Genomic DNA, 11,100 nt, shown 5'->3' on the forward strand with positions numbered 1-11,100 from the left:
CCAGTAACTTATCATCTAAGCCTGTACGAGGAGGATCGACTATCAAGGCATCTGCTCGGTAGCCTTCTTTATACCAGCGTGGAATAATCTCTTCAGCTGTTCCCGTTTCGTAATGGGTATTGTCAAACCCCATTTTTTGAGCATTTCTCTTGGCATCTTCTATGGCTTCCGGAATAATATCCATTCCTCTGAGACTCTTGACCTTCTTTGCGAAGGCAAATCCAATCGTACCAACACCACAATAAGCATCGATTAGATGGTCTTCTTTGCTGACATCCAGAGCCTTAATTGCTTCACTATAGAGAATTTCTGTCTGCTCCGGATTAAGTTGATAAAAAGCTCGGGGCGAGAGAGAAAACTCATAGTCGAGTACTCCTTCTTGAATGCTCTCTTGGCCCCAGATAATTTCCGTCTTTTCACCATAGATTTCACTTGTTTTCGCTGTATTTGTATTGACTGCAACTGTGACGACTTCTGGAAAATCTTTAACTAAGTCTTTTACTAGCTGGGTTAAATTAAGCTGACGATTCGTAACAATGATTATTTGAACTTGCCCCGTTTTTCTTGCTCTTCGTACCATAATCGTGCGAACACCGAGCGTTTTTCTCTCATCTGTAATTGGAATTTGGTGGTAAGTAAGAAGTTCAGCTAGGCGATTCGCAATCACTTGGGTTTCCTTATCTTGCACCAAACAGTCTTTCAACTCTACGAGATAATGAGAGTTTTGCGCATACAAACCTGCCTTGACCTGATTTTTAAATTTCCGAGTCTGGAATTGAAGCTTAGCACGGTAGTACTTTGGTTCCTGCATTCCGATAGTTGGACGGATTTCATAGTTTTCATATCCCGCAGGGGCAAATTTTTTCAGGGCTTGGTGGAGCAAATCTGTTTTGAACTCTAACTGTTTATCATAGTGGAGGTGCATGATTTGGCAACCACCACATTCATTATAAATCGTACAAGCTGGTACGACTCGAAATTTAGACTTCTTATTAACCTTTAGTAATTTGGCTTCAACAAAGTTACGTTTAATAGAAGTAATTTGACAATAGATGTCTTCTCCTTTGAGGGCTCCAGGCACAAATACTAAAGTTTTTTGGTAAAATCCGATTCCCTCGCCATTGATGCCCATCCGCTTGATTTTTAAAGGTATTTTTTGTTTGACTTTCAGATTCATACCCCTATCTTATCACATTTTAGGGTATAATAGAACTATGAAAATCACAAAACTTGAAAAGAAAAAACGCCTCTACTTGATGGAACTAGATGGACAGCAAACTTCTTATATCACGGAGGATACCATTGTCCGTTTTATGTTGTCTCGAGATAAAGTCATTAGTAAAGAGGAACTTACCGAGATTCAGGACTTTGCCCAGTTCTCTTATGGTAAAAATCTCGCCCTCTATCATCTATCATTTAAAGCTCGAACCGAAAAGGAAGTTCGTGAGTATCTGAAAAAGTATGATCTTGATGAAAAAATCACTAGTCAAGTTATCGCTAATCTTAAAGAAGATAACTGGATTAATGATCGTCAGTATGCCTACTCTATCATCAATGCCAATCAACTTTCTGGAGATAAGGGACCTTATGTGCTGGCTCAAAAACTGTCTCAAAAAGGGATTGCCAAAGCAACTATTGAAGATGTTTTAAAGGATTTTGATTTTTCGGAGGTTGCTCAACGTGTGGCGGAGAAACTTCTAAAAAAATACACGGGAAAGCTTCCCGCTCGTGCCTTGCAAGATAAGATTATCCAAAACTTGACCAACAAAGGCTTCTCCTATTCTGATGCTAAGAATACCTTTGACGACTTGGACAGTCAAGTCGACCAAGAAACGACTCAAGAGCTCATTTTTAAAGAACTGGATAAACAATATGCTAAATACGCTCGCAAATATGAAGGTTACGAACTAAAGCAACGATTAACTCAAGTTTTAGCTAGAAAAGGCTATGATTTTTCGGATATAGCGAGCGCTCTCAGAGAATATCTTTAACATTTTCAGGTAAAATTCAAAAAAATTAGACCAATTTATGATATAATAGTAGACGATAAACTTATAAATTGTAGAAAGTTGGTTAGTTATGAAACTTCCAAAAGAAGGCGACTTTATTACAATTCAAAGTTATAAGCATGATGGGAGTCTCCACCGTACTTGGCGGGACACCATGGTACTAAAAACAACAGAGAACGCTATTATCGGCGTCAACGACCACACACTTGTTACCGAAAGTGACGGTCGTCGTTGGGTGACTCGAGAACCGGCTATTGTTTACTTTCACAAAAAATATTGGTTTAATATCATTGCCATGATTCGTGATAATGGGATTTCCTACTATTGCAATATGGCCAGCCCCTACTATCTAGATGAGGAAGCCCTGAAATACATTGATTATGATTTGGATGTCAAGGTCTTCACTGATGGTGAAAAGCGTCTCTTGGACGTTGAAGAGTATGAGCGCCATAAACGCAAAATGAAGTATTCTGATGATTTAGACTATATTTTGAAAGAGCATGTTAAAATCCTTGTTGATTGGATCAACAATGGGCGCGGTCCTTTCTCAGAGGCCTATGTCAACATTTGGTACAAACGCTACATAGAACTAAAGAATCGGTAAAGTTGTCAAACCGGGGTGAGAGCTCTGGTTTTTTATTTGAAAAACCCAGCCTAGAAGCTGGGTTAATTGCTATATATCTAATTTAGTGACAGTAAACTTGATGTGGGAATAGTCTTTTTCAACATCCTTATCCAACAAGAAAGCTGTGGCATCCTTCTTAACCTGAACAAGATCAATATTCTGGGCTTGAGCTGCATAGACGCATCCACAATAACATTGACGATAGATATCATACTCCTCGCACATCTCCACCGAGCGCTTGTAGCCTTGATTTTTCTTGAAATCACTTGGAAGATAGTGGGTGGTGTAAATCTTTTGCACATCGATTCCGATGCTGTTGATGGTTTGAGAGTTCTTATGGGGACTGATGGTCAAAGCTGAACCAAAGTAGTCAAAGCCCAAGTCCATAGCTACCTGTGCTGTTTTATCCAAACGGTAATCAAAACAAACCTTGCAACGATCGCCACCTTCTGGTTCTTCTTCCAGTCCTCTGACTAACTTCCGGTATTCATTGGGTTCATAAGGCGCTTCTATATACTGGACCGTATTTCCTGTTCGCTCATTGAAATCATTAACAAATTTCTTGGTGACGTAAGCTCGCTTGTGGTATTCTGCCTTGGGATGGATATTGGAATTGGCAAAATAGATGGTCACATCCGCGTATTTGGTCAGGTATTCTAGGGTGTAGGTACTACAAGGAGCACAGCAAACATGCATGAGAATAGTGGGACGTTGCTCATTTTTCTCCCAAACTTGAACCATTTTTTGCATAACACGGTCATAATTAATCTTCTGATTGGGATTCATCTTGCTCAGAATTTCTTCTACATCAATCATGTTCTTCTCCTTTTTCTAGTCTTATTTTATCATATAAGTTAGGAGAGCTCAAATCAATTTTAGAAGAGAAAACCATAAAAGGAGGGAATGTTCTTCCCTCCTTTTGTGTTTTTTATAAGTTACTTTTACATCATGCCGCCCATCATGCTTGGATCCATGGCTGGAGCTGGGGCTGCTGGTTCCGGTTTATTGGCTACGACTGCTTCTGTTGTCAAGATCAAGCTGGCTACAGATGCTGCATTTTGAAGGGCTGAACGGCTCACTTTCACTGGGTCAATGATTCCTTCTTCAATCATGTTGACCCATTCGCCAGTTGCTGCGTTGAAGCCTGTACCAACTTCTGCATTCTTCAAGCGGTCAATAACAATAGAACCTTCGAATCCCGCATTGTGAGCGATTTGACGAACAGGTTCTTCCAAGGCACGGAGAACAATATTGCGTCCTGTCGCTTCATCTCCTGTCAATTCCAAATCAGCTACGGCTGGAATGACATTTACAAGAGCTGTTCCGCCACCAGCAACGATTCCTTCTTCAACAGCTGCACGAGTAGCGTTGAGGGCATCTTCAATGCGGAGTTTCATTTCTTTCAACTCAGTTTCAGTTGCAGCTCCGACCTTGATGACTGCGACACCACCTGACAATTTTGCCAAGCGTTCTTGCAATTTTTCACGGTCAAATTCAGAGGTTGTGGTTTCGATTTGAGACTTGATAACTGCAACACGGTGAGAAATAGCTTCAGGATTTCCAGCACCTTCTACGATAACAGTGCTGTCTTTGTCCACAGTTACTCTCGCCGCTTGACCAAGCGCCTCAATAGTCGCATCTTTCAACTCAAGACCAAGATCTTCTGTGATAACTGTTCCACCTGTCAAGATAGCGATATCTTCAAGCATCGCTTTACGGCGATCACCAAAACCAGGTGCCTTAACTGCTACTACGTTGAAGGTTCCACGAATCTTGTTCAATACAAGAGTTGGAAGAGCTTCACCATCCACATCATCCGCAATAATCAAGAGAGGACGGTTGCTTTGAAGAATGCTTTCTAGGAGTGGCAAGATTTCTTGGATATTTGAAATCTTCTTATCGGTAATCAAAATGTATGGATTTTCAAGGTCAGCCACCATTTTTTCGCTATCTGTCACCATGTACTGTGAAAGGTAACCGCGGTCAAACTGCATTCCTTCCACGACTTCAAGCTCTGTTTCCATACCACGTGACTCTTCAATGGTGATAACACCGTCTTTACCCACTTTTTCCATGGCTTCAGAGATGTATTCGCCGACTTTCTCAGAACGAGAAGATACAGCGGCAACCTGAGCGATGGCTTCTTTATTGGCAACAGGGATAGCATTGTTTTTCAAGGCTTCTACAGCTGCGGTAACCGCTGCTTCAATCCCCCGACGAATGCCGATTGGATTGGCACCTGCTGTGACGTTCTTGATTCCTTCACGGACGATAGCTTGGGTCAAGACAGTTGCAGTTGTTGTCCCGTCACCTGCGATATCATTGGTTTTTGAAGCTACTTCTGATACCAATTTGGCACCCATATTTTCAAAATGGTCTTCCAACTCGATTTCTTTTGCAATGGTCACACCGTCATTGGTGATGAGGGGCGAGCCAAATGATTTTTCAAGAACGACATTACGGCCTTTTGGTCCCAAGGTTACTTTAACAGTGTCTGCAAGGATATCGACACCACGAACCATAGCTGAACGAGCATCAGATGAAAATTTAATTTCTTTTGACATACTTACTTTCTCCTTCTATTCTTCAATGATAGCCAAAATGTTAGCTTCGCCAACGATGATGTACTTCTCATCGCCATCTTTGATATCAATACCAGCGTGGGCTTCAACTAAGACACGGTCTCCAGCCTTAACGCTTGGAGCAACCAAGTCACCGTTCAAGGTACGAACCCCTTGTCCAGTAGCTACAACTTGGGCTGTTTTTGTTTTTTCTTGGGCTGAGCCCGCAAGGACAAAGCCTCCAACAGTTTGTTCTTTTTCTTCGATTTTCAAGACCACACGGTCTCCTAATGGTTTCAACATCTGTTTTCCTCCATGATAAACTACATATTATTAGCACTCTTTATATATGAGTGCTAATTCATAGTTCTATTGTATCACTTGGTCAGAAATAGTCAAGAAAAAAGTCTGACTTTGGCAAGATAAAAAGCCTGAGACCAACTCAGACTTTTCAATGTTTATACTCAATGAAAATCAAAGATCAAACTAGGAAGCTAGCCGCAGGTTGCTCAAAGCACTGCTTTGAGGTTGTAGATAGAACTGACGAAGTCAGCTCAAAACAATGTTTTGAGGTTGTAGATAAGATTGACCAAGTCAGTTACCTATACCTACGGCAAGGTGAAACTGACGTGGTTTGAAGAGATTTTCGAAGAGTATTAAAATGGCAATTCCTCCTCTTCCAAGACCAAATCTGCCAAATTCTGTCCAGCGTTATTTTCACGCATAGCACGTTGGGCGCGGCTTTCCAAAAGTTGGAATCCTGTGGCAAGGACTTCAGTCACATAGTTCATCTGGCCATTTTTCTCAAAGCGACGAGTACGAAGTTCTCCATCCACAGAGATAAGACTACCTTTAGTTGCGTAGCTTGCCAAGGTTTCAGCCAATTTTCCCCAAAGAACCAGATTGACAAAGTCAGCTTCACGTTCACCGTTTTGGTCTTTGTAACGACGATTCACAGCGATAGTTGCTCGCGCTACTGACTTGTCATTGTTGGTTTTGTGCAATTCTGGTGTAGACGTCAAGCGCCCGATCATGATAACTTTATTATACATATTTTCTTCCTCCTACTTATCTATTCGCAAGGAATCAAAAAAAGTTACAGAAATTTGTAACTTTTCGAGAAAATTTTTTATTTTTTATGAACCATGAAACCTGTCGCCTGTTGATTGGCCATAATGGTCATATCTGTAATCTGCACACGACGAGGCTGACTGGTCACATAGACCACTGTATCTGCAATATCCTGAGCTTGCAAGGCCTCAATTCCCTGATAGACGGTGGCAGCACGCTCTTTGTCACCATGAAAACGAACTGTAGAGAAATCTGTTTCGACAATCCCTGGTTGAATGGTGGTCACCTTGATATCCGTTGCAATGGTATCAATTCGCAGACCATCTGAAAAAGTCTTAACTGCTGCCTTGGTGGCTGAGTAAACAGCTGCCCCAGCATAGGCATAGATTCCTGCGGTCGATCCCATGTTGATAATATGACCCTGATTGACTTTTACCATTGCTGGTAAGAAACAGCGAGTAACTGCCATCAAACCCTTGACATTGGTATCCAACATGGTCAGCATATCCAATTCTTCGTAGTCTTGATAGGGAGTCAAGCCAAGAGCTAGTCCAGCGTTATTGACCAAGATATCAATCTGACCTATCGTTTCCAAAATATCGGAGCAGACAGTCTTCACCATGGTCATATCCGTGACATCCAGTGCAAAGGTCCAAACTGTTTGATTTGGAAAAGTTTCTGCAAACTCTGACTTGAGGGTCTCTAGTCTGTCTGTCCGTCGCCCTGTTAGAACGACATTCGCCCCCTGCTCCAGATAAGCACGCGCAATCGCTTCACCGATTCCTGAAGTCGCTCCTGTAATCACTACATTATTTGCCATCTTATCCCCCTCTATCTGATCTATCAAATACCGACAATTTCCTAGGCAGTCCAGTGTTTGGCTGGGTCAAATGGAGTTCCGACAACTTGGTCTTCTGATAATTCAATAACACCACGTTTTTGCGGAGCATTTGGCAAATGCAATTCACGAGGGCTGCACATCATGCCAAAACTCTTTTCACCGCGAAGTTCGCCTGGGAAAATGAGATTGCCTTTTGGCATCATCGCTCCAGGAAGAGCTACAATGGTTTTCAACCCAACACGCGCATTGGGAGCCCCTGCAACGATTTGCACTGTCTTGTCACTTGCGACTGCAACTTGGCAGATGTTGAGGTGGTCACTATCTGGGTGAGCTACCATCTCGACAATTTCACCAACAACAAACTTAGGTTCTTTGTCATTGATAATTTCTTCTGTAAATCCTTCCGCCTGCAATTCTTGGTTCAAACGAGCGACTTGCTCATCTGTCAAAAAGACTTGACCACGCTCTGCAATTTCAAACAAACTTGAAACTTCGAAAATATTCCAAGCTACTGTTTCCCCATTATCTTTGAGGAAAACACGGGCTACTTGGCCTTTGCGCTCCACGTCTAGTTTGGCATCTCCGCTGTTTTTCACGATGACCATAAGGACATCGCCAACATGCTCTTTATTATATGTAAAAATCATTCTTTCATTTTCTCCTATTTCAGTCCTGCTAAAAAGTCGTTAATTTCTTCCTTGCTTTTACGGTCGCGATTGACAAAACGGCCGATTTCCTTGTCCTTTTCTAGCACAACAAGGCTAGGAATGCCGTACACATCCCAGAGTTTGGCCAGATCCAGATACTGGTCTCGGTCCACTCGAATAAATGTGAACTCTGGATTGGTCTCCTCAATCTCTGGCAAGGATGGATAGATATAACGACAATCGCCACACCAGTCTGCCACAAAAAGGAAGACCTTCTTGCCATCTTGCTCGACAAAACCTGCTAGTTCTTCTATACTACTAGGAATTATCATAAGACTTCCTCCTCATAGACCATGTCTTCATTTTCATAGACAAAGGTATAGTGACGGCCATCCTCGAAAATGACTCCTCCGACAAGTCGCTCTAGGCTACTTTCGTAGACTTGAACATAGAGAGTCGTAATCTCACCCATATCTGAGAAAAGTTCGCGCACGATAGCGGTCAACTCTTCCTGAGTCTTCATGAGCTTGTGATTATCTGCTGCTTTTTTAGCCCCTAAAGCAAGGGCACTTAGACCAGCCACAGTCAAGCCAGTCATCCATAATTTCTTAGCTTTCATACCATTCATTGTAACACAAAAAGGGCTCTAGGACAAATAGGGAAGCCGTATACGAGCAAGGCAATTAAAAACCTCTGAGATTGCTCTCAGAGATTAGAAGATAACTAGTTACTATTTTCAACTGCTGCAGTCACAAAGGCAGTGTAGAGTTCTTCTGGACGGTTTGGACGGCTGGAAAGTTCAGGGTGATACTGACACGCTACAAAGAATTTGTTTTCAGGTATCTCCACTATTTCTACCAAACGATTGTCTGGAGAAACTCCTGAGAAGACAAAACCTGCTGCCTCAAACTGTTCACGAAAGGCGTTGTTAAACTCATAACGGTGACGGTGACGGCGTTGCACCACTTCTTGATTGTGATAAGCAGCCGCTGCCTTAGAGCCACGTTTCAACTTAGATGGGTAAAGTCCCAAACGAAGGGTTCCTCCCATATCCTCAATATCAACCTGGTCACGCATGATATCAATGATAGGATATTTTGTTTCTGGTGCAAGTTCAGCAGAATTGGCACCTTCAAGACCTAAAACGTGACGAGCAAACTCGATACAAGTCAACTGCATTCCCAAGCAGACTCCCAACATTGGAACATCATTCTCACGCGCATAACGGATGGCTTGAATTTTCCCTTCCGTACCACGTTGGCCAAAACCGCCTGGTACGATTATTCCGTCCGCATCAGACAAGAGTTCTGCTACATTCTCTGCTGTCACATCATTGGCGTTAACCCAATTAATCTTCACTTCTGCGTCGTTGGCATAACCAGAGTGTTTCAAGGCTTCAACCACTGAGATGTAGGCATCTTGCAACTCCACATACTTACCAACAAGGGAAATCTTGACTTGTTTATTGAGGTTCATAACCTTGTCCACCATGGCTGACCACTCTGTCATATCCGCTGCTGGTGCGTCTAGTTTCAAATGGTCACAGACAATTTGGTCCATACCTTGTGCCTGCAAATTCAATGGAATTTGGTAAAGGTGTTCGACATCCAAAGACTCGATAACAGCTTCTGGTGCCACGTCACAGAACTGAGCTAGTTTATTTTTAATTCCTTGACCAGCTGGTTTCTCTGTACGAATAACCAACATATTTGGCTGGATTCCCAAACCACGCAATTCTTTTACAGAATGCTGAGTCGGCTTGGTCTTCATCTCACCCGCAGCCTTGAGATAAGGAAGCAAGGTTGTATGGATGTACATGACGTTATCTGCACCCACATCTGCCTTCATCTGACGAAGGGCCTCTAGAAATGGCAAAGACTCGATATCCCCAACAGTTCCACCAACCTCTGTGATAATGACATCCGAGTCTGTCGTTACAGCAGCACGCTTGATTTTCTCTTTCAAAGCATCTGTGATATGAGGAATGACTTGAACAGTTGCGCCAAGGTACTCGCCACGGCGCTCCTTACGAAGAACTTCACTGTAAATTTTCCCAGTTGTCACGTTGGAATATTTGTTGAGATTGATATCGATGAAACGTTCATAGTGCCCCAAGTCCAAATCTGTCTCAGCCCCATCATCTGTCACAAAGACTTCCCCATGCTGGTAAGGACTCATGGTTCCCGGATCGATATTGATATAAGGGTCAAACTTCTGAATAGTCACTTTGAGACCACGATTTTTCAAGAGACGACCCAGACTTGCTGCTACAATCCCTTTCCCAATAGACGATACCACACCACCAGTTACAAAAATATATTTCGTAGACATAGATTCCTCTTTCTAAAATGCTCAAGGTCTTGTTAACTACAAGGGGACATAGAAAACAAGACCCTTATGAATCACGACTTTTCAAGAAAAACTTCCTGAAAAAACAAAAATAGCTCCCTAGTAACTAGGGAGCCCCGACCTCGAAAAGAGGTGCCCGAACAATATGATACCTTAAAGCAGAACATTTGTCAACCCGAATTGGTAAAATATGAAAATAGAGAGTTTATTTTCAGAAAACCAAAAATAGGACAGCATCCCAACGGATGACTCGCTCAACTACTCCGCTCAAGTAAGAAAAAAGGAGATCAGGTGATCTCCTCTGTGAAGTCTTTTACTCTTCTTCACTCGTTTCAGCATCATCGTCAGAAAACTCGTCGTCTTCTTCGTTGAGATCCACATCTTCACCCAAGTCATCTGGAGCGATTTCGTTGATTTCTGCATCATAAGCTTCCACTTCATTTTTCTCATCATCTGGATTTTCATCATCATATGAAAGAGCTGGGTCTGCTTCGTACGCATCTTCGTCTTCTGGATCATCTGCATTGTAATCAATGGCATCTGAATCGCCATCCATGAAGGCATTGACACGTTTTTTCTTAGCTTTTGGTGCTACTTCATCGTCATCACTTTCTTCAAGAGCGATGATTTCTTCGTCGATTTCGTCTACACCATACCATGAACGAAGACCCCATTTGTTGTCCCCAAGTGAGATGAAGCTACCGTCAAAGTTCAACTCTGTGTAGAACAAAGGCAAAGCTTCGCGGATATCGCTGTTTGATGTTCCAAGGTAGTTTTGAATTTCGTTTACAAGATCACTAAAATGCATCTCATGATCGCGACCACGAAGTTCCAAGATAGCACGCGCTACCTCAATCATAGATAGTTCACTTTTTTCTTGCCCAGCAAATACTTCTAATTCCAAAGCGTTTCTCCTCATTTTTACTACTATCGCCAGAGCAGACAGACTCTGACCTCATTTTATCATGTACTCTTTATTGTACGATAATTTTGCGGA

The 11,100-nt window shown here is 42.4% G+C and carries 13 protein-coding genes; 2 read left to right on the plus strand and 11 right to left on the minus strand.

Annotation, left to right across the window (positions count from 1 at the left end; translation table 11 throughout):
• Nucleotides 1–1,177 (minus strand): 23S rRNA (uracil(1939)-C(5))-methyltransferase RlmD (rlmD, locus tag HMPREF2885_RS04095; protein WP_070657183.1); only part of this gene is annotated, 1,177 nt, incomplete at its 3' end.
• Between the two features lie 37 nt (nt 1,178–1,214).
• On the opposite strand from rlmD, the gene recX reads away from it, so the two are divergent.
• Together recX and HMPREF2885_RS04105 are read left to right on the plus strand one after the other, a co-directional pair.
• On the plus strand, nt 1,215–1,991 hold the full coding sequence (gene recX, locus HMPREF2885_RS04100; protein ID WP_000705071.1) for a recombination regulator RecX: 777 nt from the start codon (nt 1,215–1,217) through the stop codon (nt 1,989–1,991).
• 88 nt (nt 1,992–2,079) lie between these two features.
• On the plus strand, nt 2,080–2,613 hold the full coding sequence (locus HMPREF2885_RS04105) for a nucleoside tri-diphosphate phosphatase (protein ID WP_000775318.1): 534 nt from the start codon (nt 2,080–2,082) through the stop codon (nt 2,611–2,613).
• Between the two features lie 69 nt (nt 2,614–2,682).
• Here HMPREF2885_RS04105 and HMPREF2885_RS04110 read toward each other — a convergent pair whose 3' ends face one another.
• The 10 genes from HMPREF2885_RS04110 to rpoE all read right to left on the minus strand — a co-directional run bounded on the left by HMPREF2885_RS04110 (nt 2,683) and on the right by rpoE (nt 11,007).
• The gene (locus tag HMPREF2885_RS04110) at nt 2,683–3,450 is read right to left on the minus strand and encodes an epoxyqueuosine reductase QueH (RefSeq protein ID WP_000567565.1); all 768 of its coding nucleotides are present in this window, start codon (nt 3,448–3,450) and stop codon (nt 2,683–2,685) included.
• Between the two features lie 125 nt (nt 3,451–3,575).
• Entirely contained in the window at nt 3,576–5,198 is a 1,623-nt protein-coding gene (groL, locus tag HMPREF2885_RS04115; protein ID WP_000031566.1) for a chaperonin GroEL, read from the minus strand.
• A gap of 15 nt (nt 5,199–5,213) precedes the next feature.
• On the minus strand, nt 5,214–5,498 hold the full coding sequence (gene groES / locus HMPREF2885_RS04120) for a co-chaperone GroES (protein WP_000917319.1): 285 nt from the start codon (nt 5,496–5,498) through the stop codon (nt 5,214–5,216).
• A gap of 353 nt (nt 5,499–5,851) precedes the next feature.
• Nucleotides 5,852–6,247, minus strand: coding sequence for a single-stranded DNA-binding protein (locus HMPREF2885_RS04125; protein WP_000282460.1), 396 nt, complete (start codon nt 6,245–6,247; stop codon nt 5,852–5,854).
• 77 nt (nt 6,248–6,324) lie between these two features.
• Nucleotides 6,325–7,086, minus strand: a complete 762-nt coding sequence (locus HMPREF2885_RS04130) for an SDR family NAD(P)-dependent oxidoreductase (RefSeq protein WP_000002924.1) — start codon at nt 7,084–7,086, stop codon at nt 6,325–6,327.
• Between the two features lie 41 nt (nt 7,087–7,127).
• A complete protein-coding gene (gene ytpR, locus HMPREF2885_RS04135) occupies nt 7,128–7,754 on the minus strand; it encodes a YtpR family tRNA-binding protein (RefSeq protein ID WP_000578301.1) in 627 nt (208 codons plus the stop codon).
• Between the two features lie 14 nt (nt 7,755–7,768).
• A complete protein-coding gene (locus HMPREF2885_RS04140; protein WP_000586558.1) occupies nt 7,769–8,086 on the minus strand; it encodes a thioredoxin family protein in 318 nt (105 codons plus the stop codon).
• The gene (locus tag HMPREF2885_RS04145; protein ID WP_002880345.1) at nt 8,083–8,382 is read right to left on the minus strand and encodes a DUF4651 domain-containing protein; all 300 of its coding nucleotides are present in this window, start codon (nt 8,380–8,382) and stop codon (nt 8,083–8,085) included. The genes HMPREF2885_RS04140 and HMPREF2885_RS04145 overlap by 4 nt, the downstream gene beginning before the upstream one ends.
• Nucleotides 8,383–8,477: 95 nt before the next feature.
• Entirely contained in the window at nt 8,478–10,085 is a 1,608-nt protein-coding gene (locus HMPREF2885_RS04150; RefSeq protein ID WP_049550089.1) for a CTP synthase, read from the minus strand.
• Nucleotides 10,086–10,416: 331 nt separating this feature from the next.
• Complete coding sequence (gene rpoE / locus HMPREF2885_RS04155; RefSeq protein ID WP_000418415.1) at nt 10,417–11,007, minus strand: DNA-directed RNA polymerase subunit delta; 591 nt, start codon at nt 11,005–11,007, stop codon at nt 10,417–10,419.
• Nucleotides 11,008–11,100: the final 93 nt, after the last annotated feature.

The organism is Streptococcus sp. HMSC062H02, assembly GCF_001813005.1.
Taxonomy (GTDB): domain Bacteria; phylum Bacillota; class Bacilli; order Lactobacillales; family Streptococcaceae; genus Streptococcus; species Streptococcus oralis_S.

Coding starts and splice junctions, on each gene's coding strand:
- ytpR (WP_000578301.1), bottom strand. CDS start 7,754: ATGATTTTTACATATAATAAAGAGCATGTTGGCGATGTCCTTATGGTC.
- HMPREF2885_RS04150 (WP_049550089.1), bottom strand. CDS start 10,085: ATGTCTACGAAATATATTTTTGTAACTGGTGGTGTGGTATCGTCTATT.
- HMPREF2885_RS04110 (WP_000567565.1), bottom strand. CDS start 3,450: ATGATTGATGTAGAAGAAATTCTGAGCAAGATGAATCCCAATCAGAAG.
- HMPREF2885_RS04145 (WP_002880345.1), bottom strand. CDS start 8,382: ATGAATGGTATGAAAGCTAAGAAATTATGGATGACTGGCTTGACTGTG.
- HMPREF2885_RS04125 (WP_000282460.1), bottom strand. CDS start 6,247: ATGTATAATAAAGTTATCATGATCGGGCGCTTGACGTCTACACCAGAA.
- HMPREF2885_RS04105 (WP_000775318.1), top strand. CDS start 2,080: ATGAAACTTCCAAAAGAAGGCGACTTTATTACAATTCAAAGTTATAAG.
- HMPREF2885_RS04130 (WP_000002924.1), bottom strand. CDS start 7,086: ATGGCAAATAATGTAGTGATTACAGGAGCGACTTCAGGAATCGGTGAA.
- groL (WP_000031566.1), bottom strand. CDS start 5,198: ATGTCAAAAGAAATTAAATTTTCATCTGATGCTCGTTCAGCTATGGTT.
- recX (WP_000705071.1), top strand. CDS start 1,215: ATGAAAATCACAAAACTTGAAAAGAAAAAACGCCTCTACTTGATGGAA.
- HMPREF2885_RS04140 (WP_000586558.1), bottom strand. CDS start 8,086: ATGATAATTCCTAGTAGTATAGAAGAACTAGCAGGTTTTGTCGAGCAA.
- groES (WP_000917319.1), bottom strand. CDS start 5,498: ATGTTGAAACCATTAGGAGACCGTGTGGTCTTGAAAATCGAAGAAAAA.